The organism is Priestia taiwanensis (genome assembly GCF_014638355.1).
Taxonomy (GTDB): Bacteria; Bacillota; Bacilli; order Bacillales; family Bacillaceae_G; genus Priestia_D; species Priestia_D taiwanensis.
Window position 1 is genome coordinate 905,961 of sequence record NZ_BMFK01000001.1, and the last position, 22,568, is coordinate 928,528.

Sequence of the window (22,568 nt, forward strand, 5' to 3'; positions counted from 1 at the left end):
ACATCTTTACCATGATTTTTAATAGCAAATCTGTTAATTAAAAGGTACAGTTACGTATAACGATTCTTTCTAAAATAAAAACACATCACTATTTAATAGTGATGTGTTTTTATTTTAGATATTAGAATAGGGATACGGGCGAATTAATAAGGAAGAGGTTACTGCATAATATTTCTATAATAGGGTATCAATTAAGGATGCATGCTTTATTCCATAATAGAGCATTTAAATCCTAACTTCTCAATTGTATCTACACTTTCTTATCTGCTAACGAAACATTAGATACAATTATCAATCCATTTCCCTTTTAGGCCCTACCAACATGATGTGGGATTCCTTTTCAGTGAAAGGTTTATTCTCAACGCCTCTCGGGACAATAAACATCTCGCCCTTAGAAATTTTCACCTGTCCATCACGAAAATCGATGAACAGCTCCCCTTCAAGCACGATAAATAGCTTATCCGTATTAGGATGCTCATGCCATATAAAATCTCCATCAGCTTTAAAAAGCTGAATTTGATCATCATTCATTTCACCAATCACTCGTGGATACCAATAATCGTTAATTTTAGATAACTCGTCATTTAGTTTAATAGGTTGGTAATGGATAATAATCCCTCCTCATTTTTAACTTCCACTATATTACAGTAATCTAAGTGGGAAAGTCGTCATTACGCTTAAAATGAAAATGCTCAGGCGAGAACTTTTCATTCAGATAGTACAAAGGAGTGATTTCAATGAAAGTTCTTTCAATCCAATGTTTCCTTTAACTCTCCATAAGTATAGAACAGTGATTTTCAAATAAGAATGGACCCCTGTTGATATTAGTATGGATTATTGATGAACTTCTCGCGATATTTAGTAGGCGAAATGCCAACTCGCTTCTTGAAAACTCTACTAAAATAAAAAGGGTCTGCGATTCCAACAGCCTGCGCAATTTGTTGTACAGGCACACCACTTGTACATAACATTTTTTGAGCCATCTTTATACGATAGTTCAATAAATATTCTGCTGGCCCCATACCTGCATGCTTTCTAAACACGTAAGAAAGACGATTTCGATTAACATTATTTTGTTCTGTAAGCGTATGTATTGTAATATCTTTATAATAGTATTTATGAACGTAACTAGATATTCGTTCGAATAAAGTATGCGAATTATAGTTGTTTTCTCTATTGACAACACTTAATAAAGCTTCATTCAACACTTCGCGAAACAGCATTTCGGTCTGAAACATCGAAATGCCTCCACGCTGATTATACACATCCCAAAGACGCATAAGTAATTCGACAAGACGAGGAGATTGTCCTGTTAATAATTCAAAATGCTGATGAGTAAAGCCAGAGTTTTCTCGTTCTGAATTGCTTATCCGATATAAAACAAGAATATATTCCCAGTTTATTTCACCAAGCATTTTATGGGCTAATGTCATTTTTGCACCCCCATGTATAACTTTTCCTGGGGAAAGGGTATACGGCGTACCATTAAATTGAAATTGCGTCTTCCCTGTAAGCGGAAATACAAATCCTGGGAAAGAATCTGTAGACTCAGCACAAGGCACACCTGGATTTTTAGCATAACGATATACTCCTTCTACTCGGAAAGGAGTATTGGCAAGATACTCTGCTAACTCATTCACGTCCAACTTCACAATGCACGCCTCATTTCAATAATAGTTTCCTTGTAATTCGCGAGATTAATTGGTGTACTTTCTGGGCAACGCTAAACTAAAAATAGTACATACGACTTAACAAAATCTGGTTACTAACCTATAAATATATTGTTTTTCATTTATTTAGTCTACTGTTAAGCAGCTTTATTGAAAGTCAGAAATTTAACCTTTATATATTCTACAAAAACTTATCTAATCCCTTTTTATTTCAATAGCTCAGATATAAGAGTTAGATATTAAAATTGAAACCAGCTCCTAAAAATTCAACGTATAGTAGTTAAAATTTCATTGTGTTTGCAGCTAGTTTTAAAAAGTACCCACTTGGTTGTTGTCTGTATGTATGTGAAAATGGATACTAAATAAACTTTCACCATAGATAATTCAACATATTACACTATAAAATAAGTTCCTACTTTCATGTCTTTTTATATTAGATTGTTGAACTCAATCCACCGTCAGTACCATAAGAAAAAGAGTTACCTTAGTAACCCTATTGCTTATAATACACATCATTGAGAGAAGCTATGGATAAGTAAGGTCAATCTATGAAATCTCCCACAATCTTTTAATCTCCACCAATTCCTGTCCATTGAATTCCATTCTATATATATCTGGTTTTGATGTCTGTAGTAAAAAATTCAATTCATACTTACTGTCATAATACCCCATCATCAAAGTCATTACAGCTCCATGAGTGCCTAATACTACTTTCTGTCCTTGATAGGTGTTTAATAATTCTTTTAAGACTTTTATAGCACGTTTCTGACAATCAACATTAGACTCTCCTCCCGTTAAAGCAAAGTCGGGGTCTAAGAATGACTTTTTTATCAAAGGGAATAATTCTTCATCCGACATTCGTTCCTCTTCAGCAATAAAAATTCTCTCTTTTAAGTCTTCAAATACTAAAACTTCTTGTCCTATTTGCTTCGCTAACTGCTGAACAGTTAGAATTGAACGATTGTACGGACTTGAAATAACAACGTCAATTCCCTCACCTCGTAATACATCTGTTATTCGTTGAACGTCTAATTTTCCTTTTTCAGTTAATCCTCTTGTCTCTTCTTTTCCAAATTTAGGTGAATCCCCGTGTCTCACCATATATATGAAAGTTTTCATAACCCCCTCCATTTTTCCTTTTTTCACAATTACTCCCTGATGTTAGCATATATTCTTGGTTAGACAGTAGTATTTAAGACTATGATTATAAGAATGATGTACGCCAAAAAAGAGGAACCCCTATGTGAGTCCTTCTTTCTTAATTTATCTTGTGTATCAGATCTAATTTACACTCAATGAATAAGAACCATTTTTATTATCATATTTATAGACATATAGATAATATTTCCCTGGTTTTGCCTCGTATGTTCCTTTAATGACGTTACCATTATTTTGTCCATATGCAACGTAATCTTGTAAATTGGATTCATGATGAAGCACCCATGTCATTCCGGTTTGCTTTTCATTTAATGTAAAAATGTTAATTTTTTGCGTTGAATTAACATTAAAGGTATATACATCTGTATTATCACCATCGTTAAGGGTACCTTTTATCATTTTATTAAATTCTAACGTATTTGCCTCTTTAGGTTGATTATTTGGTTCTTGTTCAGTTACCTGTGAGATTTCTGGGCTCTCTGAATCTGAAACCTTTGATTCAAATCCTAAATTTACTAATATTGCTTTTAAATCTGGTAAAACACCAATTTTGTCGACAAATGGATTTTTAGATTTTGTACCTGTTCCAGTATTACTTAAAATCTTTCTTAATTGGCTTGGTGTATAGTACTTACCTAGATTTTCTTTAGCAATACCCTGTATTGAAATAGCTGCACCAGCAATAATAGGCGAAGCACTAGACGTTCCGCTAAAACTAGAAGTATATAAGTTTATAGCACTACTATTTTCCGTGGCTGAAGTTGTATCTACGTTTTCTCCCCATCCATATACATCAATACGGCTTCCATAATTTGAAAACCATAAACGTTCGTGGGGGACATCTGATGAACCAGCTCCTACTATTATCGCACCTGAATCCTTAAAATCTTTGCTATTACGATTCAAAACTTGTTTTCCATTTCTATCTCTAAATTGATCTAAATCATTTCCTCCATTTCCGCCTGCCTCTATAATAATAATTCCTTTATCAGTCCCAGTACGAATTGCATCGAATACATCGGGGTGTACTTCAACAGGTAAATAGTTATCACCATATCCCTCATAAGCCGCTTGAGCCTCTAGTAATAATACATCCCCAGCATTTAGATTATTTACAGCACTTAATATCGCATCAGCTGTATTATAATCACCATTATCCCTGATTTGAGATATTACTTTTACCTTAGCTTTTGGTGCAATACCGATATTCCCCTTTTCGTTATCTTCCGCCGAAACAATTCCTAGTACTGATGTTCCATGACCAACATGCTGGTTTATATTCTGACCAGACATAAGTTCAACTTTCTGATTTACTAAATCCTCATGATTCAATAGCCATCCGTATTCCATATCTACAAATGTTGTACCTTTTCCATCTCCACCCTTAATACTCCACGCAAAAGGCGCATTAATACCATATGGTGCTGCTTTAAGGTACCCTTGGTCTTTAAACCTAGGGTCATCCAATGGTTTAAGTGAAAGATTAGGTACTTTTATTTCAGGTGGTGCTAGTTCTTTCAAATCTTTAATATATACATCTTCTATCAAAGGAGATTTTTTTAATTTCTCTAGTAATGTTTCTGCTTGTTCGCCCTTAGGAATTTGAACAACATAGTAGTTTAATAGATTTGAAGATGAATGATTGTCATGTTTTTTCCCATTTTCAGTTAGTTTTTGAATCTCTTTAGGATTTACCGATGTAAACAAACGGGTCAATGTTAAATCAGGAAATTCAGAAAAAACTGCCTCTAATGTAGAGTCGTTTTTCTCAGATTCTATTTGCTGTTCAAGACCGTCTTCATAAGGTAGATCTACCTCATTCTTGAACTTTACAATTAATTGTTTAGCATTCCCTTTTTCTAGATTAGATTCTTTTTTCTGTTCGATTGCATCACTTGGAGCGGCACTCACAATAGTTGTCGTAGTTCCTAAGCCTATAACAGCTGTGAGTATAGTTGTAGCAACAAGTATTCTTTTAAACCGTTTCATTAATTAGCCCTCTACTTTCTAGTATATGAATAAATTAATATATAATTTTTTCCTACCATGAGCCCCTTTAAAAACGATGTAGGAAATTCTTATACTAGATAAAGTATAGTCTAATTCAACTTTAAACTATCTATTTATGCAGTATTGCATATTTTTTCGAAATCTCGCATGATAATAGTATTTCAGAAGTATGAATAATTTATTGCTAATCATAGGAAATATCGTTAGGTTATTTAGTAGTTATATCAAAAAATAGGTAGGAACACTCCTTCGCATCACTTATGCAAGGAGCGTTCTCACCTATTTTAATAAAAAAATTCAGTGTTTTTATCTGAACACGGGGTGGGATAATTCACTACTTACCGATAAATTTATTTCTTCATATGTGATAATTTTATTTTTACTCTCACCAAACTTTCGAACAACTGGTGCGGAATGTTGGTTAAACCTTAATTTGAAAATAACGATGAGCAACTTCCTCAATCTTGTGTTTTTCGATTTTTTCTTTTGTTTTCTCTTTGCCGTTGACGATAATCAACGTATCTCCTAACAGGGTGATACGCCCATTTTCCGTCACTCTTGAAAGGAAATACATTTTGTTAAACATTGATTCAGGAGATGTTTCAGTTAGAATACAGATTGGATGAATGTTCTCCAAATCCCATTGATGAGAGGGTTTTTCAAATCGATATAGAGTTTCCCACTCATCATCGGTCTTCTTTTGTAAATAGTAAAACGATTTGTCGTCATCCTTCTTCACGCGGTATATTCCATCACTATCAACAATTTCATCTCCGCTTAGTGGAACAGGAAGTCGAGGTGAATTACCTCCCATATCTACATCCACCAAGTATTCTTTATTATTAAGTGGTACGATTATAAATAAATGAGCATTTTCAAGAGCCCATATTCCATCTCTTACATATATTTTGCCGGTTCAGTTCCAAAAAGATAAAAATTCCCCTTACACGGTTCCAGAATGGCAGGTAGAATGTTGCAATGAAGTACAAGTATTTCCCTCCCTTAATTGTACTTTTTAATAACTATAAATGAATCAATTTCACGATAGGTAAATGCTTATCTGAAAACAGATATGTTAATGTCCGTTAATACTTATTGTGTTATTTGGTTCCATTGCTACACAAACCCCAAGATAAGTAACATGTTATTGTATGTCCCTAATTAAAACGCCCTCCAAACTGACGTTTTGGGGGGCGTTTTAAAAAATCCAAAATAATTATTTGTATTTTTTGGCTAGAGATTCGCTACCAATTGCTGCAATGATAGTCATAAAAAACGGTCCAACTTGAAGTAACAGAGAATCTTGTAAGAACACAATATTTAAATCAAATAACTTATTACCTATAATAATGAATATCTTAGCTAGTATGATTAAAAATCCAATCATTAGAAGAATATCAAAAAATAATTTCCATTTTGGATAGGATAATTTTCGACTATCTTTTATAAGTTTCTCTTTCAAAGAGTTATCCTCCTTTACTAATTCATCAAGAGAAATATCAAATATGTCACTTAACTTAATTAGCAATTCAATACTAGGGTAACCTAATTGTAAGCGATTTAATTTCAGTTGTTCAAAAACAAAGCGTAGAACTAGTTTAATAGCTTCCGTTCCGTATCCTTTTCCCGTTAATCCAATGGAATTCATCGCTATTCTAAATCCTGCTTTTTTGTCCTCTTCATTTATATCAACAATCGCTAGTTCTCCGATTATTTCGTCCGTACCTTGTAAACAAATTGCAAAGTCATGGCGATTAGGATCATTCGTTATCCTCTTTATATGAGATTGAATTTGCTCCAATGTAAATGTCGATTTCGTTCCAGTCATATAATTTATTTCTTTGTCTAGTGTACTTTCTAACATGATTCGTGCATCTGATTCACAAGGAAGTCTTAAATAAATCCTTTTACTCTCTAGCCTCATCTTTTATTGATCCTTTCTTCATAATTATTTATTCGACTATAGAAAAAGCACGGTTTTCACCATGCTTCTCTTTATATTATTCAAAGAATGCTTTTGAATAATGTACAACTCCTTGTACAGCATCAAGCGTATGTTCATTTAATTCTAATGCCATGAATACTTCATCTGGCACTTCAAACGGTGCTTTAATTTTCCATAAGCTTGCTTTTTTAAATCCGAACTTTGGATAGTAATCTTGATGCCCCAAGACAACGACAGATTGGTAACTAAGTTCTTTTGCTTTTTCTAAAGCAGCTACAATTAACTTGCTCCCAATTCCTTTTCCTTGGTACGTAGGCTCAACAGAAACGGGAGCTAATGCTAATGATTGTACTGCTTTCTCATCGTGGACAATCGTAATTGTTGTTAGTAAGACATGACCAATCACTTCATCGTTATGTATCGCTACTAATGATAACTCTGGGATGAATGCGTCTGATTTTCTTAACCTAGCGACTAATTGATGTTCTTTCTTATCACTAAATGCTTCATTTAGGAAAGCAAGTCTTACAATCTCTTCTACTTGCTTATACTCTTGTTCTCGTTCTTGTCTAATTGTTAGTTCCATTATACAAAGCCTCTTTTCTTCAATCTATATCTATTATGCACCGTTCTGTCATACATTCTCAAGTCTTTATACAAAGAAAAAAGCATGACATAGTGTCATGCTTTCGTTGCTTTCTCAAATGTTTGAATTAATTCTTTACTGTATGCTTCTAAGTCCACTTTATCGCGAATGGAGCTACTTGACATGTATTCACCAATTGCTCCTTGAATCGAATTTGCCATAACGTATACGTTAAATGTACCGAATTCCCCTTGTTCTTGACCTGTACGTAAAATTTGGATTAACTCGCAAAGTAAAATATCTTCCTCTAATTCATCCTCTAACTTATAGTACGGTGTATTATCTGGTGTTCGTGCATTAAAGACAATTTCTACTAATGCTGTGAAGTGCATCGGTTGTGTACCTTGATAAGCTAAGCTTGCATCAATAAAAGCGCTCAACTTAGCTGTTGCTGTCTCTGTCCTATGAACACGTTCTAAAATATACGTTGCAGACTTTTCAACTAAGTTCATTAATAGATGATTCATCAAATCACTTTTGTCCGAGAAATGATACGAAATAAGCCCTGTGCTTATTCCAGCACGCTTTGCAATTTGAGCTAAACTTGCTTTTACATAACCGATTTCATTTAAAGTTTGGATTGCTGCATTCATAATTTGTTCGCGTCTTGCTTCTGCGATGAAAGACTGTTTTCCACTTGCTTTCGTCTGTTCTTCTGTCATTTAATTCACCTTACTTGCTTTTAGTATCTTCTTAATAATACTCACTATGATAATAATACCAAGAACAGAAAGAATTGTCTTGTCGATTGGGCTAGTATAGACACGATCTAAGAAAATAGAAACTTTTTCGCTTTGAAAGTTAAAAACAAGATTTAATAATAGTTTCACTAAATTGTAGAAGAAATAGATCGGAATGAGACTAATACTTAATTGAAAATAAGATACTGCCTGTTCACTATGTTTTGTAGCAGATAGTAGTAAAGCAATAACGCTACATCCAATAACCCCAGCAAGAAGAATAAAAGAAATCCAGTTATACCATTCAATCCCTTGCCCTTCCACTAACTTGTTGTATCGGAACCATGCGAACATACTTGTTGCAGCTGCGACAAACAATGCTCCAAGTGGGACAAATCCTTGCCATTCTTTTGATTTCTTTACTTTTTCATTCATTAATTAAAGCTCCTCCTCATTTTTTAGTTATACAATCACTTATTTGATTAATTAATCAAATTTTAACATAGAGAATTTGATCGGTCAATCAAATAAGTGTAATTCGCCTCAAAGGGATTAAATGGTAAAAATATGCTACATACTATAGAAAATATGAAGAAAAGGGTGAACATACATCATGCTTAACTATATTGTCTTTTTCGGATTGATAGCGGTTATATTAATTGTATACACCATGTATGGAAAGTACGATAATGGAGAGGCTTTGGAAAGGTTAAAAGGAAACTCCTATATAGAGACAAGATTATACCAAAGTTTAGAGCAGCAAGGATATCCGGTTCGCTCCCAAACATACTGTGGACCTTATAGAATTGATCTCACATTGTACGATTGGCTTGCGATAGAGTGTGATGGGAAAGCGTATCATTCAACGCCAGAACAAAAAGCACATGACAGCAAAAAAAATCATTATTTAAGAAGTCAGGGATGGACTGTGTTACGCTTTACAGGGTCAAAAATACATAACGATTTACCAGGAGTATTACATAAAATTGAGAAAACAATTCATGAAAGAAGCTAAGTACTACATTAATTAAGAAATATTCATATGAGTCAATCATTCATATATAGTTTTATCACTTTAAAATAAAAAGCCAATCCCCCTCATTATATAGAGAGGAATTGGCTTTTATCTTACTTCTTTTTCAATTCAATATTAATATAACTCAGCACTTCTTTTGATGAGCTATACTTTGGATTGTTCCCTCTTTGCGGTTCACGCACGTAATGAACAATGACATCTTGTTGTTTTTGCAAGAGATTAATATATTGTAAGATTTCTTCTTCTGTTCCACTTAAGCGCATTTTAATCATGATACTATTTATCCTTCTAAATTAATTGGATTTCACAAAAATTCATTTATTATCCTAATAGAACTTTCATAATGAAGTCTCATTATAACAAATACATCCTTTTCCACTCAAGAAGAAATCATCCAAACTCTTACCACCAATTCGTATACGTTGTTGATGTCGATGGAACTGGTGTTAAATATTGTTGATTTGGCTGCCATGATTTAATTGTTCCGTCTGAACGTTTAATGAATGCTTTAAACTGCACATTTCGCTCTGCTGGGAAGTAAACAGTTCCTCTCCAGTCTTTATGCGTAGCGTTATATGTTAGTTTAATTGGATAGAGTGTTGTGTCCCATTGACCTAGTTCTGGTCGATCTCCGACAATATACACTGTGTCACCAGTTGTTGTTGGGGCGTTCTTAACAACAACCGTCTGCGCAACAGGAGTAATACCTAAAATATCCTTATATTTACTCATTAACGCATTGTTGTATAGCACATCTTGATAGCGAAGTAATGTAAATCCTGCAAAATTATAATTGAACGCCATCTCCGCAACTCGTTTATACTCTGCTTCATTTCCAATACTTAATCCATTTTCTCCATTTAAAACAATACCTTTTTCATTCGCAAGCTGTGCAATCGTCTTTACAAGTGTTTTGGGCATTGAATATTCTGGATATGTTCCCTTATCTTCCATTTCTAGACATGTAAATGTCAAATCTAAGTTAGCAGTTTTAAATGCGTCTAGTAATCTATTATAATCATTGTATCCTGCTGGTTTCTCTGCGCTGTGTGGCAAGTTAGGGTTATTATATTGCCAATGTACTCCTGCTATTTTTGCTCCAATTGGTACTTGAAGCGTATCGTCAAACGCTGTATGTGCCAACTCACCTAATAGTTTCGTATGATCTTCTAGTACACCTTGATACCATTTTAAGAAGTCCACACCATATGCTGTTTTGTATCCATTTGCTAGAAATTGATTTCCATCAGATGGCGGAAGTACTTGTGATAATGATGTAAGATTTGTGCCCCATGCTGCATTAATTCCAGCTAGTGAGCCATATTTTTGTACTGCCCATGTTCGGAATTTTGTTTTCGCAAATTCTGTGTAACTTTGGAATTTACCACGTGATGGATAACCAGATGCATCGGCATTCGTATAAGATGGATAACGAATTTCACCAGCCGGCCCACCTGATAAGTATACTTTTGCGATGACATCTTTATAAGGAAGCATTGCATTTGCAAATGCCTCGTATAGCTCTCCGTATTGCTTTCGGATTACATCAGAAGCTACTGGATTTAATGTTTCTTTATTAATTGTACCTGTTTCTGACTTAAAGTATAGTCGGTCATCAGATGCATGATTCCATATCCAAGACGGAATTGGTGTATTACAATCATCTCCAACGTTTCCACCACATTGATGTGTTGAAAGAATCGGAATCATTTTCATCCCAGCATTACGTACAGATTGCGCAAAGCGCTGTGCGTAAGAGAAATCAAATTGTTGATCGCCATTTTTCTCCATATCCCCCCACCAAAAATCAACTGTAATAGCCGAGAAGCCATTTTGCTTTGCCCATCGCAAATCATTTTCAAATGTTTCCCACGTTGTCACTTCTGGTATCTTCTTTAAAGGTGCCATTAAATATGACTTGTAATTAGAATTCATTGATTGACCGTTTACGGCCGCATAGCTGTGAGTTGGAAATAACGTACTAGCTAACAAAATAAGAATAGATAAGATTGCAACATTCATAAAGTTACTTTTTCTTTTCATACACATTCTCCTTTTTATAGAGTAAGACTTGTTCATACGAATATGTAGCCCATCTTCTCCCTTCACTTAATAATAGACACTAGTGTATCCGCTTTCATTTTATCATTTAATGCAACCGCTTGCACTAAGAAAAAAGTCTGATTTTTTATATTTATAAAAAATCAGACTTTTCGCCTTCTCTATTGTATGTATAGTTTACATATTGGACTTGTCTCCATAAGTTAAAAAACATTAACTCAATAGCTTGTTAAAAATACTTTTCCTTTTGTTTTATTGACAGATTCAACCACATCAACAGCTTTTATTACATCGATTAGGTCATACATAGAATTCACGCTCATTAAATGTAACTTCTTATCCTCAATCAAATTAATTATGTGCTTAAAAGTTTTGTGCCATGTATCTATTGAAACATTATTATTCCAATTTCGTAAATGAAACATATTAGCATTTACTCCTACTTTATTTACAATATCTGTCCAATTTACTTGTATTCCCGATAGAAGACCTATGCTTAAAAAATTCCCATTAGGACGCAAACAAAAAGCCAATTCATTTCCATCTAAGCCCCCAATAGAATCAATAGCAGCATCTGCACCTATTCCGTTTGTAAGTTCCATCACTGACTCATAGAGTGGAATAGTAGAAGTATCTATTACATAAGAAGCACCAAGATGAAGTAACTCCTCTGTATATGTATTATTTCTTGTAACTGCAATTAATCGAAAACCTAAAATCTGCGATAATTGAGCAAAAAGATGTCCGATAGAAGAACCACAAGCATTTACTAATAAAACATCATTAGATTTTAGTTTTAAAACTTCCGTACAAGTCACCCACGCTGTAACTGGATTGATATACATTTGTGAAGCTGTCAAATCATCAATAGAAGCAGGTATAGGAACAAGGAAGTCTACTGATGTCTTAACAAATTCTTGCCACGTACCCTCCCCACGTAAAGGTAAAACACGTTTACCAATGAAACTTTTGGAAACGAGAGGCCCTACACTTTCGACAATGCCAACGCCTTCATAACCAGGTATATTAGGCAACGGAATTCTATGTGCATATGCTCCCCTTATTGGAATTAAGTCAGATGGATTCATAGGTCGTGCTAGCATTCGAACTAGAACCTCTTTGTCTTTTGGAAGCTCTATATTTTTGTATTCAACTTTTAACACATCTTTAGGGCTACCGAAACCATGAAATGTAATATATTTACTATGCAACATAGATCCCTCCTTAATTACTAAAATCATTACACTATAATGATTTTATACTAGATAATAAGCTAGAAAACCCTTTTGAAATAGAGTTATTTCAAAAGGGTTTTCTTTATAGGCTAGCATTAGCCCAATCTAAGCTATTGAGATATTTTCAAAATGAAAAATTTATATCTCTACAGTTATTTCTCTCATTTTTTCATTTTGGAAAACAATCAAATTATTAAGTTAATGGAACTTGTTAATAAAAAGTGCTTATCTTAAACTGGCCATGCACTTTTTATTTCTTAAAAACTAAATTACCATACTAATTTTTATAATATGTACAGTAAATAAAAAATGGTTACATCGATTGATAAAAAACTACTCCCAATATCCCTGCCAAACAAATTAAAAATCCTATATTTCTAATGCTCTTAATTTGATTACGTATTCCACTCAAACATGCTAATAAAGCAACGAAAGAAAAAATACTCCAGTATGTAACAGTTGAAATTAGAAGGTCCTGCTCAAGATCAATTCCCACTGCCCAACCTATAAAAGGCATAGCAATAAATAAAAAGCAAATTAACCCCATTACACCAGCAAAAATTTTTCGGTGTTTAATTCCTTCTATTATTAAGACGATTCCTCCAATCGTTCCACATGCTACAAGTATTGGCATGAAAAAGACCCAAAGCAATGCCATATGTAAACACTCCTTTTATGATAAAATAATTTAATTTTACAAACTAATTTATCAATTTTTTTCTATACTTAATTACTAGCATATCATAATAAATTCCTTAGAACACAAAAAACATCAAAATCAAAGCCTATTTCCCTCTTATTTACACATGTATTTTTGAACAAAGATTCACGTTTAGCATTCATGTATATATAAAATACATAGTATAACATAAAAAAATCTCAATCAATAAAGGACAATACATATTTCATCTGACGAATATGTATTGTCCTTTATTTAATCAAAACATAGAGACTTCTCCTCCAGGCAATGTACATACATCAAACCCATCGTTTCCTTGTAACGTCCAGCCTTCAAAGTAACTACTTGCGTGAAATAATTCAAAGGTTAGACTGTCTTCCAACTTGATAATAAATATTAATTGTTCATAAAAAGAGATATCTACTATCTTCTTTGAAATAAGTAGTTCTTTTACATTTGCATGTGAGAATTTTTTTGTTCGGAAATACAATCCGTTTCACCTAATATAATTTCTTTCCCTTTACGTATTCTCCAAGGACATTCGACCATTAGCAATCCTTTTTCGAAAATAATACTAAAAAGCATGTCAATACTTAGAGCGGCAATGGATATGACGTTTTCATGTGCGCTTAGGATATCTTACGTCCTCCTTTAATGTATAACCAAAATAAAAACCTAAACCCTTACGCCTCCACTCCACTACGTTCCGTTCTCCGCTATCTATTAATTATTTTATCAATTAAATTAATACTTATATTATCGATAATGTAAGACTACGATTATTGTAACGAAGTAGAAATGAAACCAAATATTTTAAGCCTTTTAGTTATTCATACAGTAGTTAAGTATTATTTCCGCCTTAGAAGTTGTTTATGTTTGGTATAATGCTTAATACGTACAGTTACGTATTGCTAGAAATGCAACGCACAGTCTCGGACAAGCTAGATGAAGTATTTAAAAACGTGTGACCAACAGGGGGAATACGTTAAAGTAGCCCTAAAAGTACCCCACCAATAACTCCTGTAACAACAACGATCCAAGGAGCTACTTTCCAGTACATTAACATACTGAATAAAATAGCAGCAAAAGCAAAATCAACAGGAGTTAAAATCGCACTCGTCCAAATAGGATCATAAAATGCGGCGATTAAAATACCAACAACTGCTGCATTAACCCCCATAAAGGCACCTTTAATGTTACGATTGCGTCTTAGTTTATCCCAAAATGGTAAAGCACCAAGAATCAATAAAAATGCTGGTAAGAAAATAGCAATAGTCGCAATTAACGCACCTTGCCATCCGTTAATAATCGCTCCAATATACGCAGCAAATGTAAATAGTGGACCTGGCATAGCTTGCGTTGCACCATACCCCGCTAGGAATACTTCTTCACTTAACCACCCTGTCGGAACAAATTCTCGTTCTAATAACGGAAGAACAACATGCCCCCCACCGAATACTAACGAACCTGCACGATAGAAACTATCGAACATTGTCACCCATTCAAGCGAAGTAATTTCTCTTATAATAGGCAATGCAAGTAGTAGTCCGAAAAATAATGCTAAACAAGTAGCTCCAAATCGTTTTGATAATGGAAAATGGAAAGATGCTTCTTCTTTGCTTTCTATATTCTTATATAATAGATACCCAACGGCCCCAGCTATTAAGATAACACCTACTTGTGTAAAAGCTGTTTGCCATACTAATGTTCCGACTAAAGCAAAAAGTACAAGTGACTTTCGTTGTAAATCGGGCGCTAGTTTCTCCGCCATACCAACAATTGCATGCGCTACAATTGCAACCGCAACAATTTTCAATCCATGAATCCAACTAGCTTCGCCAATTCCGAATCCTTGTAGTAATAATGCAAATAATATAAGTGCAATAACAGAAGGAAGGGTAAAACCAATAAATGCTAAAATCCCCCCTAGCAGGCCGCCTCTCATCACACCAATCCCAATACCAACTTGACTACTAGCTGGGCCAGGTAAGAACTGACAAAGTGCTACAAGATCGACATAGCTTTTCTCATCCATCCATTTTCTTTTTCGAACATATTCTTCATAGAAATACCCTAGGTGCGCAACTGGACCACCAAATGATGTACAGCCAAGACGCATAGAAACGAGTAGTATTTCCCATAATGTTGCATATGTAGGTTTCTTCATCCCACCAACCCTTTCATTATTGTGTATATGATGTAGAAAAACGGCTTTTATTATATCATGTGCTCTTCTACTCATGTATATGGATCATGTAAAAAAGCTGTTAAGACGTCTCTTGTCTTAACAGCTTTTTATAGAAAACTATTAAACTTTCGCGATTGCGATAATTCCTTCTTCGTCATCTAACTTTAGCTCAATGCGTGCCGCAAATGGATCAATGTTGTATTCTGAATCAAGCCATAAACGAATTGCTTCAATATAATTAATTTTGATTAAAACTTGTGTACGGCCATCAACTTCTACTTCTGCCGAGAAGCCATATTCGTCATCATACATTAATTCTACATCTACTTCTTGCGGTGTTACTTGACGCTTATCCGCGGTGTAGACACAAAGAGCGTTAATGATTTCTTGTTCAGAAATTTTTATTGTTTCCATGCTGCTTCTTCCACCTTTTTCTTACGCTTGTTTTTGAAGTGTTTGAAAATACGAATAGCAATTAGAACGATACCTGCCATCAGTAAAGCGTTCACCATAAATGCTAAAATTTCACCAAACATACCCATGCCAGAGAATAAACTTCCTAATAATAAACCACCAAGTCCACCAAGAAGCATACCTTTCATGAATCCACCTTTGCTGCTTTTTGTTGTCTCAGGCGTTGTTTTCTTTGCATTTACGTTGCTATCTTCTTTTTTATTTACATTTGAATTGTTTTGCTTTGGTTTTGAATCATATGATTTTTTACCTGATTTGTAGCTTTTCGCGTCAACTGTACCTACTGATACAAATGATACTGTTGCGAATACTAACATAAAAGCTGTACATATTACCATAATTTTCTTAAACATAATCGTTTCATTCTCCTCTTTTACTAGTTTAATTGGTTGCTAGGTTCTATATTTTGTTCTAACAATTAGTTCTTATGAACCTATTATATGAACTTTTTTGTAAAAAAGCAAGTAATAGTTTCTTTTTTTAATAAAAAAGCTGTTCATATGAACTCAACGATAATAAACAGAAGAAATAGCCTATAACATAAGCTGTTTCTTCTGTTTATTTTTTTTAAGATATAGATAGTTATTTCTTTTCAAACTCCAATGCACTCTTAATATATTAATTCTATTATAATACCCCTTAATTTAACTAAATCATATATCGTCTAACTTGACATCTTATATGTCCCGATGAATATCTTTATAAAAAACATTTAAATAGGAAATAATTAACTATATCTTATGAAGTAAAACGATTCACCAATGTGTATAGACTTCCTCCGTGTATCTTCTACTCATATGATATATAAAGTCTAAATAACATTTTATTCACACAATAGTCAATATTAGTGCTAGACGTCTATATTTCTAATAAAAAAACTAATAATTCATTTGACTTCACAACCGACAATGCATATGATTAGTTCATAAGAACTTTTTTGGAGGTGAACATATGGAAACATTTCATCTCACTCGAAACGAAATGTCCATGCTCCTTCTATCGCTTAAAGGATGGAGCGAGAAGAAGCCGTTAACAATTTTACAAGAGGTGTGGGCTAAATCACATCAAAAAGACATTGAAAGTGGTCAAAGTGTTACTGCTTTTATTACAACTGCACTAGCACCTATCTTTGAAAAAATTATTAAAATTGAGGAACCAGACTTAGGCTTCTCTCTAAATGAAATTGTTGCACTTGGAAATCAAATTGAAAATACAAATTTCTCGATTACCGCTATGCAAAACTGGGTAAAAAGAGATATTAAAGAAATGGTTGGTTCACCGCAACGTGGAAAAAAATATTCGATTGAACAAATCGCTATTTTATTTATTGTAGAAGACTTAAAAACTGCGCTTGATTTTGAATCTATCCGTAAATTGTTAGCATTAATTGTTAACGATCCGGCAGACCGCAATGACGATTTAATTAACCCTGTGCACCTATACGCTACGTACTCTTCACTATTTGAAGAACTAAACAGCAAAGAAATTACATCGTTACAATCGACAGACACAATTCATGCAATTGAAGAAATTATTAAAGAACGTGCAGACGCGCTTGCAGCTAACTTCGAGCAAGCTAGCACGGAACAGCGTGAAGCAATTCGCAATGTAATTATTATTGCAACATTATCCGTACACACAGCATACGTACAACGATTAGCAAAACGATATGTATCTGCAACGTTGTTCTTACAGCAACTATACGTAACACCAAAGAAAAGTGAATAATGTATAAAAAGAGCTCAGAATACAATCTGAGCTCTTTTACTATTTAATCATTTTTTCATTAATAAGTCTTTCACTGTCTATTACTTCTTTCCGTGCATGATTTGAGGGAAATATACTACCACTCTTCCTCTAGACTTGTATCATATTCTTCTCATGAATACGGTACTGTAAGTCTGCGACATTTTGAATAAACGCTCTGTCATGAGATACAAATACAATTGTTCCTTTATATCCCTTCATAAATCGCTCCAACGCTTCAATCGCATGAATATCTAAGAAATTCGTTGGTTCATCTAATAATAAAATATTGTATTCTCCTAAAAACAACAGGCATAATTGAAGACGAATTGCCTCTCCACCACTAAGTGAATGAACACTTTTGAGTAAATCTGTACCAACAAACTGCATTGAGTGTAACACGGTTCTTAAAAAGACTTCTTCATAATCAGAACGACTCTTCACAAATTCTAGAACTGTCTCATCACTAGAAAAGTGATAACTCATTTGCCGGAAATAACCGATTTTCGCTTTGGGTGAGATGATTAAATTAGAACCATTATGCGCAATGTGGCGCAATAACGTACTTTTTCCAATTCCGTTCGCTCCAATAACAGCTATCGTCTTACCTAGTGGAAATTGAAAATTAACATCTTCCACTAACACTCTGTCATTTATTTCGAGTTTCAATTGTTCGGCCATAAGCGGAAACTTATTATGCATTGCTAATACTTCTGATTGTCGAAATACAATATGTCTTTCATTGCAAACGGCTTCTACTTCTTCAAGCTTCGCCATACGCTGTTCAATTGCTTTCGCTGCACGGTGCAATGCTTTTTGACTTGTTCCTTTTGATTTTGTCTCGATCATTCGATTCGCCAATGATTTCGATTCCTTTTTCGACATGCTTCCGGCTTGAGCAACTTTTCTTGCCTTTTTCATTTTATCTGCTGCTGCCCGTTCAAGACGATTCTTTTCTTTTAAGAAACGTTCATGACCTTCTTGTTGTTGTTCTCGTTCTAATTGTTTCTGAGCGATGTACTCACTATAATTCCCTTTATATACATGGACTTCTCCATCACGCACTTCCCAAATTGTCGTCACGAGTTCATCTAATAAGATACGGTCATGACTAATTAACAGAAGTGCTCCGTAATAATACGTTAATTCTTCACGTAAAAAGGTAATGCCTTCACCATCTAAGTGGGTCGTTGGTTCATCTATTAACAGCGCTTCATGATAATATGAAAAGAGCTGTGCAAGCTTCAACCTTGTTTGTTCACCACCACTTAACGAATCGGTATTTGTTGGTACAGCTAATCTGCTAAGTAATGCAATATCTGCTTCATTCCTAGTAGATACAGCTAATTGTTCGAAATAACCTGGTTCGACATATTGATGCACTTTCCCACTTGTCGGCTTCAATTTATCAGCTAGTAATTGTAATAACGTACTTTTCCCCGCACCATTCTTCCCAACAATGCCAATCCGATCAAATTGATGTACCGCTAATCGTTCAATTTTCATTACTTCTTTATCTAAATAACTCACTTCAATATTTTCTAATTCAAAACAAACTTTTTCCATGTTCGCTACCTCCGAAATATGTGATTTCGTATCGATAGCTAGGGATCGATACGAGCTTATTTATCGTTCAAAGCTCGTATCAATAGAATAGCAATGTCATCATACTTATACCTCCAAATAAAAAATACACAGATTGCTCTGTGTACAAAAAAACTGTATAAATATCCCGTAGAATGATGAAGATTCTACAATATATCTATCCTGTACACATAGCAAATAGCCCCTCTACATGAGTGGTTTTTACGATATATGCCTATAGGAATCAATATACTTGTAGAAATGCCATCTTCACCGCTCCTTTTGATTATTTCTCTCATTCTATCTTTTTCCTTCTATAGCTGTCAATAGTAACTATCTTTCAAGTTCAATATACTCTCTCAGGAGTTTCCACGTAGCTTCCTCTTTTCTCCATATGAACATAAACTGCGCAGCATATGCTTCTCCGTTAATTGTATTCACTTCTCTTCCTACTACAATATATTCTTCTTCACTTTTTCGTGCAACACTAGAGAATATCTCAAAACTTTTCTCTGCATCATTATATTCTCGCAAGACACTCGCAATGTCGTAATGATAGCCATACTCTTCAGGTTTATCGAGGTTCGCATGTGACCAATAACCAACGAATTTTTCAGACATATAGTTGCGAATAGTACTTGCATCTTTCGTTATAAATCCCTCATTCCATGCTTTGAAATAACCTGTTAATACTTCTTGAATAGGATGCATATTTTCTACCTCCTCTCATTAATCGATACCTACGTATCACCTCAAGAACAAATTGCTCTCTCCATATGTTTATATACATGCTTCATGCTATCAAATAACCACGGTGGCGATTTTGGATGAGACAAAATCTCATCTATTGTCATCCAGTGTACAGCATCTACTTCGTCTACTGCCTTCACGTATGCTTTTCCTTCTTTATATGTACAAAGAAAAATAACGTTTAGGACATGTTCTCCTCTATCTGTTATGAACGTGGTGTTATGAATATATTGCATATCATCATGAACAAGTACACCAACTTCTTCATACACTTCTCGCTTTACCGTTTCTTCTAAAAGATTCATTGTGTTACCTTGTTTTTCAACCGTACCTCCAACTAATGACAGCAAGCCACCCGCATGTTCTTCTTTCGTACTTCGTCTAATAATTAACCACTTTCCTTCATGGTGAATAGCTGCATCTACATTTATTACATACATTCAGGTACCTCCTTCCATAAACATGAAATCGTAGCTTGTCCATCTGTCGCTATACAAACTTCATATATATCGGGATTGCTTAATTTACTCCATTCTTCATAACCGAATCGATTATCGAAATACTTTAACAACAATGTCAGAAGATTCCCATGTGTAACAAGAAGAATAGTCTCTGCTGAACTAGTCTTCTCTTCTTGTATCACCGCAACAGCTCTCTCCATTGTTTCTCGCGAAGATTCGCCACCATGAAAGGAAAGGTCTAAATCGATAAATGTCTGTGCTAATAGTTCCTGCCAATTATTAAGAGAAGTATCGGATAATACACGTTCTCCTAATCGTTCATCTATATGTATTAGTGTATCAATGTGTTTGGCGAATGGCTCAATCGACTCAATTGCCCTTTTATAGTGACTAGAGACAATTTTGTCAATGTGATACTCACTAGCTAATAAATAATCTTTTAACAAAAGAGCTTGTCTTTCTCCTTTATTTGTTAATGGTGCCTCTATTTCTTGTCCTGTTGCTTGGCAATGTCTTATAAGGATAAATCGTTTCATTTATATCCCTCCTATTTAACCGCATCGACAATTAGTGAAACAAAAACTAACTTTCCATCTTGATTTCGTTGATCAAATCTCTTCGAACGGTAAATAAGCCCGGCTTTCTCGTCCCATTCATTGTAATGAAACTGTCCGTCCTCATCACAATATTCTAGTGCATTCACATGGAATCCTGCCTCTTCAAACATCGATGTAATCGTATGAATGTTATGAACGATTTTATGACTAGCTGCTGGGTGATCCGCTGGTCCTGGCCCACCTATTTGTACCATGTTCTGGTATGCTTCATCTCGGAAAAAAGCATCTGGTACAGCACAACGTATATAGCCACCTGGTTTCAAAAATTCATAGCAAACTTTGGCTGCTTCTACACCCTTTTTGTAGGTTAAATGCTCCCATACATGTTCCGCTAAAATAGCAGTTATTGTATTAGGTTCAAACTTTCCTTCCCAGTCATCTCGTTTTAATAAATCAAGTTCTGTTTCCTCTGTTTGTATCCATGTTGGATTGTTGTTATAACCGCCGGCACCAATAACAATTTTGATATCTTTTTTCGTAAACACAGTAATTTCATCCTTCCTTTTTATTGAACTCTAGATAATTTTACCATTTTTCTTAAAATTCAACTAATTACCAGGTGTTTTTTTGTGATATACAAAAATCCTTCCTTTGATATCAATCAAAGGAAGGATTTTATTGCTTTATCTAATAGAACAAATAAATGGGTCTCATAATAAATTAAATACGGTACATCAAATTTTAACTGTATTTTATAAGCGCTCGTCATTTTGGAAGTTAAGGCTGAAATGCTTATTTTCATTGTATGCGACAAACTGATAACCTTTTTCTTTGTAGTAATTAATAATTGCCGGCAGTGCTTCTAATGTTTGAGACTGTTCATGCATTAGAACTACTTCGACGTTTCTTATTGGAGCTTCTTTGACCTTTTGGATAACTTTATCTGGTTTACCTCTTAATCTCCAATCTTCCGTATCTAACGTCCAATCCCAAACTTTCAATCCAGCTTCAGCAGTTTGATTACGAATTTCTTTGTTCTTTAAACCTGGTGCCGTACCATAAGGTGCACGAACTAGCTTAGGGTTCGTATTTGTAATATTCCGAATCAAGTCTATTGCTTCTACCATTTCAGGTACGAATTGCTTATTCGTATATAATTTACGACTATCATGTGTCATGCTATGGGCACCTAGATAATGCCCCTCTTCTACTACTCGCTTTACGTTTTCATGATAACCTGGATTCTTCAGATTACTTCCTTGCATAAAAAATGTAGCTTTAGCACCATGTTCCTTCAATATATCTAGAAATCGACCTGTTAACGAACTTGGTCCATCATCAAATGTTAAATACACTACTTTCCCACTTTGTCCTGCAGTAGTTGTATTATTATTTGTTCTTTCTTGTTCATTTGACGTATCTTCTGTGCCCTTCGTTTGATTCTTTTCTTCTACTATTTCTGTCGTTGCTTCAGCACTTTCTTTCGTAACTGTCTCTGTAAACGTTTCCACTAAAAGAGGTGTTACAAATGCAGCAACTAACACAAAGCATAATACAATGAGAAAACTAAACAACTTCTGCTTCTTTTTAGATTTATTCACCCTCATATGTCCTTCCTATTCCCTTCCTCTTTTATCTTTTAGACAATTAATAAGTTAATAGAAAGATATAAAGATGAAATGCAGATA

At 34.4% G+C, this 22,568-nt stretch carries 24 protein-coding genes and 1 pseudogene; 2 read left to right on the forward strand and 23 right to left on the reverse strand.

From position 1 onward, the window contains the following. Window positions 1-291: 291 nt before the first annotated feature. The 9 genes and pseudogenes from IEV41_RS04835 to IEV41_RS04875 form a co-directional block, all read right to left on the reverse strand. A complete protein-coding gene (locus tag IEV41_RS04835) occupies window positions 292-531 on the reverse strand; it encodes a cupin domain-containing protein (RefSeq protein ID WP_188387298.1) in 240 nt (79 codons plus the stop codon). A 293-nt stretch (window positions 532-824) separates the two neighbouring features. After that, entirely contained in the window at window positions 825-1,652 is an 828-nt protein-coding gene (locus IEV41_RS04840) for an AraC family transcriptional regulator (protein WP_188387299.1), read from the reverse strand. Between the two features lie 564 nt (window positions 1,653-2,216). Continuing rightward, entirely contained in the window at window positions 2,217-2,789 is a 573-nt protein-coding gene (locus tag IEV41_RS04845; protein ID WP_188388678.1) for a histidine phosphatase family protein, read from the reverse strand. A 162-nt stretch (window positions 2,790-2,951) separates the two neighbouring features. Beyond that, window positions 2,952-4,817: a S8 family peptidase gene (locus tag IEV41_RS04850; RefSeq protein ID WP_188387300.1), complete on the reverse strand. Its 1,866-nt coding sequence runs from the start codon at window positions 4,815-4,817 to the stop codon at window positions 2,952-2,954. 442 nt (window positions 4,818-5,259) lie between these two features. Beyond that, on the reverse strand, window positions 5,260-5,745 hold the full coding sequence (locus IEV41_RS04855) for an arylamine N-acetyltransferase (protein ID WP_308420334.1): 486 nt from the start codon (window positions 5,743-5,745) through the stop codon (window positions 5,260-5,262). Window positions 5,746-6,384: 639 nt separating this feature from the next. Beyond that, a pseudogene (locus IEV41_RS04860) lies at window positions 6,385-6,762 on the reverse strand (GNAT family N-acetyltransferase); the annotation flags it as partial. A 76-nt stretch (window positions 6,763-6,838) separates the two neighbouring features. After that, entirely contained in the window at window positions 6,839-7,369 is a 531-nt protein-coding gene (locus tag IEV41_RS04865) for a GNAT family N-acetyltransferase (protein WP_188387301.1), read from the reverse strand. Window positions 7,370-7,464: 95 nt separating this feature from the next. Continuing rightward, window positions 7,465-8,091 carry a TetR/AcrR family transcriptional regulator gene (locus tag IEV41_RS04870; RefSeq protein WP_188387302.1) on the reverse strand — a complete coding sequence of 209 codons (627 nt, stop codon included), beginning with the start codon at window positions 8,089-8,091 and terminating at the stop codon, window positions 7,465-7,467. After that, window positions 8,092-8,544, reverse strand: coding sequence for a hypothetical protein (locus tag IEV41_RS04875; RefSeq protein ID WP_188387303.1), 453 nt, complete (start codon window positions 8,542-8,544; stop codon window positions 8,092-8,094). 178 nt (window positions 8,545-8,722) lie between these two features. Between IEV41_RS04875 and IEV41_RS04880 the strand changes: the two genes are divergently transcribed. Next, a complete protein-coding gene (locus tag IEV41_RS04880; protein ID WP_188387304.1) occupies window positions 8,723-9,124 on the forward strand; it encodes an endonuclease domain-containing protein in 402 nt (133 codons plus the stop codon). A 113-nt stretch (window positions 9,125-9,237) separates the two neighbouring features. On the opposite strand, the gene IEV41_RS04885 is transcribed toward IEV41_RS04880, so the two are convergent. From IEV41_RS04885 to IEV41_RS04920, 8 genes are all read right to left on the reverse strand, one after another. Then, a complete protein-coding gene (locus IEV41_RS04885) occupies window positions 9,238-9,417 on the reverse strand; it encodes a DUF3970 family protein (protein WP_188387305.1) in 180 nt (59 codons plus the stop codon). A 130-nt stretch (window positions 9,418-9,547) separates the two neighbouring features. Next, window positions 9,548-11,167 (reverse strand): family 14 glycosylhydrolase, encoded by a 1,620-nt coding sequence (locus IEV41_RS04890; RefSeq protein WP_373284198.1) that lies wholly within the window; start codon window positions 11,165-11,167, stop codon window positions 9,548-9,550. Window positions 11,168-11,424: 257 nt separating this feature from the next. Further along, window positions 11,425-12,417 (reverse strand): zinc-dependent alcohol dehydrogenase family protein, encoded by a 993-nt coding sequence (locus IEV41_RS04895; RefSeq protein WP_188388679.1) that lies wholly within the window; start codon window positions 12,415-12,417, stop codon window positions 11,425-11,427. 337 nt (window positions 12,418-12,754) lie between these two features. Beyond that, a complete protein-coding gene (locus IEV41_RS19960; RefSeq protein ID WP_229722144.1) occupies window positions 12,755-13,099 on the reverse strand; it encodes an ammonia permease in 345 nt (114 codons plus the stop codon). Window positions 13,100-13,379: 280 nt separating this feature from the next. Continuing rightward, window positions 13,380-13,610 (reverse strand): hypothetical protein, encoded by a 231-nt coding sequence (locus IEV41_RS04905; RefSeq protein WP_229722145.1) that lies wholly within the window; start codon window positions 13,608-13,610, stop codon window positions 13,380-13,382. Between the two features lie 495 nt (window positions 13,611-14,105). Next, complete coding sequence (locus tag IEV41_RS04910; RefSeq protein ID WP_188387307.1) at window positions 14,106-15,287, reverse strand: chromate transporter; 1,182 nt, start codon at window positions 15,285-15,287, stop codon at window positions 14,106-14,108. A 141-nt stretch (window positions 15,288-15,428) separates the two neighbouring features. Beyond that, window positions 15,429-15,722, reverse strand: a complete 294-nt coding sequence (locus tag IEV41_RS04915) for a YxcD family protein (RefSeq protein WP_188387308.1) — start codon at window positions 15,720-15,722, stop codon at window positions 15,429-15,431. Continuing rightward, entirely contained in the window at window positions 15,710-16,135 is a 426-nt protein-coding gene (locus tag IEV41_RS04920) for a hypothetical protein (RefSeq protein ID WP_188387309.1), read from the reverse strand. Before IEV41_RS04920 ends, IEV41_RS04915 begins: the two co-directional genes overlap by 13 nt. Window positions 16,136-16,733: 598 nt before the next feature. Here IEV41_RS04920 and IEV41_RS04925 point away from each other — a divergent pair. Further along, window positions 16,734-17,510, forward strand: a complete 777-nt coding sequence (locus IEV41_RS04925; protein WP_188387310.1) for a DUF1836 domain-containing protein — start codon at window positions 16,734-16,736, stop codon at window positions 17,508-17,510. Window positions 17,511-17,639: 129 nt separating this feature from the next. Here the strand turns inward: IEV41_RS04925 and IEV41_RS04930 are convergent, their stop codons facing one another. The 6 genes from IEV41_RS04930 to IEV41_RS04955 all read right to left on the reverse strand — a co-directional run bounded on the left by IEV41_RS04930 (window position 17,640) and on the right by IEV41_RS04955 (window position 22,487). After that, the gene (locus IEV41_RS04930; protein ID WP_188387311.1) at window positions 17,640-19,094 is read right to left on the reverse strand and encodes an Msr family ABC-F type ribosomal protection protein; all 1,455 of its coding nucleotides are present in this window, start codon (window positions 19,092-19,094) and stop codon (window positions 17,640-17,642) included. A gap of 351 nt (window positions 19,095-19,445) precedes the next feature. Next, window positions 19,446-19,823 carry a DUF4440 domain-containing protein gene (locus IEV41_RS04935; protein WP_188387312.1) on the reverse strand — a complete coding sequence of 126 codons (378 nt, stop codon included), beginning with the start codon at window positions 19,821-19,823 and terminating at the stop codon, window positions 19,446-19,448. Window positions 19,824-19,864: 41 nt separating this feature from the next. Further along, window positions 19,865-20,302 (reverse strand): NUDIX hydrolase, encoded by a 438-nt coding sequence (locus IEV41_RS04940; RefSeq protein ID WP_188387313.1) that lies wholly within the window; start codon window positions 20,300-20,302, stop codon window positions 19,865-19,867. After that, on the reverse strand, window positions 20,293-20,859 hold the full coding sequence (locus IEV41_RS04945; protein ID WP_188387314.1) for a histidine phosphatase family protein: 567 nt from the start codon (window positions 20,857-20,859) through the stop codon (window positions 20,293-20,295). Before IEV41_RS04945 ends, IEV41_RS04940 begins: the two co-directional genes overlap by 10 nt. An 11-nt stretch (window positions 20,860-20,870) precedes the next feature. Then, entirely contained in the window at window positions 20,871-21,425 is a 555-nt protein-coding gene (locus tag IEV41_RS04950) for a class I SAM-dependent methyltransferase (protein WP_188387315.1), read from the reverse strand. Window positions 21,426-21,632: 207 nt separating this feature from the next. After that, the gene (locus tag IEV41_RS04955; RefSeq protein ID WP_188387316.1) at window positions 21,633-22,487 is read right to left on the reverse strand and encodes a polysaccharide deacetylase family protein; all 855 of its coding nucleotides are present in this window, start codon (window positions 22,485-22,487) and stop codon (window positions 21,633-21,635) included. Between the last annotated feature and the right edge of the window lie 81 nt (window positions 22,488-22,568).

Excerpts from the sequence above, each read along its gene's own strand:
- IEV41_RS04865 (WP_188387301.1), bottom strand. The coding sequence starts at position 7,369 with ATGGAACTAACAATTAGACAAGAACGAGAACAAGAGTATAAGCAAGTA.
- IEV41_RS04870 (WP_188387302.1), bottom strand. The coding sequence starts at position 8,091 with ATGACAGAAGAACAGACGAAAGCAAGTGGAAAACAGTCTTTCATCGCA.
- IEV41_RS04945 (WP_188387314.1), bottom strand. The coding sequence starts at position 20,859 with ATGAAACGATTTATCCTTATAAGACATTGCCAAGCAACAGGACAAGAA.
- IEV41_RS04955 (WP_188387316.1), bottom strand. The coding sequence starts at position 22,487 with ATGAGGGTGAATAAATCTAAAAAGAAGCAGAAGTTGTTTAGTTTTCTC.
- IEV41_RS04930 (WP_188387311.1), bottom strand. The coding sequence starts at position 19,094 with ATGGAAAAAGTTTGTTTTGAATTAGAAAATATTGAAGTGAGTTATTTA.
- IEV41_RS04885 (WP_188387305.1), bottom strand. The coding sequence starts at position 9,417 with ATGATTAAAATGCGCTTAAGTGGAACAGAAGAAGAAATCTTACAATAT.
- IEV41_RS04835 (WP_188387298.1), bottom strand. The coding sequence starts at position 531 with ATGAATGATGATCAAATTCAGCTTTTTAAAGCTGATGGAGATTTTATA.
- IEV41_RS04880 (WP_188387304.1), top strand. The coding sequence starts at position 8,723 with ATGCTTAACTATATTGTCTTTTTCGGATTGATAGCGGTTATATTAATT.
- IEV41_RS19960 (WP_229722144.1), bottom strand. The coding sequence starts at position 13,099 with ATGGCATTGCTTTGGGTCTTTTTCATGCCAATACTTGTAGCATGTGGA.
- IEV41_RS04915 (WP_188387308.1), bottom strand. The coding sequence starts at position 15,722 with ATGGAAACAATAAAAATTTCTGAACAAGAAATCATTAACGCTCTTTGT.
- IEV41_RS04940 (WP_188387313.1), bottom strand. The coding sequence starts at position 20,302 with ATGTATGTAATAAATGTAGATGCAGCTATTCACCATGAAGGAAAGTGG.
- IEV41_RS04925 (WP_188387310.1), top strand. The coding sequence starts at position 16,734 with ATGGAAACATTTCATCTCACTCGAAACGAAATGTCCATGCTCCTTCTA.
- IEV41_RS04920 (WP_188387309.1), bottom strand. The coding sequence starts at position 16,135 with ATGTTTAAGAAAATTATGGTAATATGTACAGCTTTTATGTTAGTATTC.
- IEV41_RS04890 (WP_373284198.1), bottom strand. The coding sequence starts at position 11,167 with ATGAATGTTGCAATCTTATCTATTCTTATTTTGTTAGCTAGTACGTTA.
- IEV41_RS04910 (WP_188387307.1), bottom strand. The coding sequence starts at position 15,287 with ATGAAGAAACCTACATATGCAACATTATGGGAAATACTACTCGTTTCT.
- IEV41_RS04875 (WP_188387303.1), bottom strand. The coding sequence starts at position 8,544 with ATGAATGAAAAAGTAAAGAAATCAAAAGAATGGCAAGGATTTGTCCCA.
- IEV41_RS04845 (WP_188388678.1), bottom strand. The coding sequence starts at position 2,789 with ATGAAAACTTTCATATATATGGTGAGACACGGGGATTCACCTAAATTT.
- IEV41_RS04935 (WP_188387312.1), bottom strand. The coding sequence starts at position 19,823 with ATGCATCCTATTCAAGAAGTATTAACAGGTTATTTCAAAGCATGGAAT.
- IEV41_RS04850 (WP_188387300.1), bottom strand. The coding sequence starts at position 4,817 with ATGAAACGGTTTAAAAGAATACTTGTTGCTACAACTATACTCACAGCT.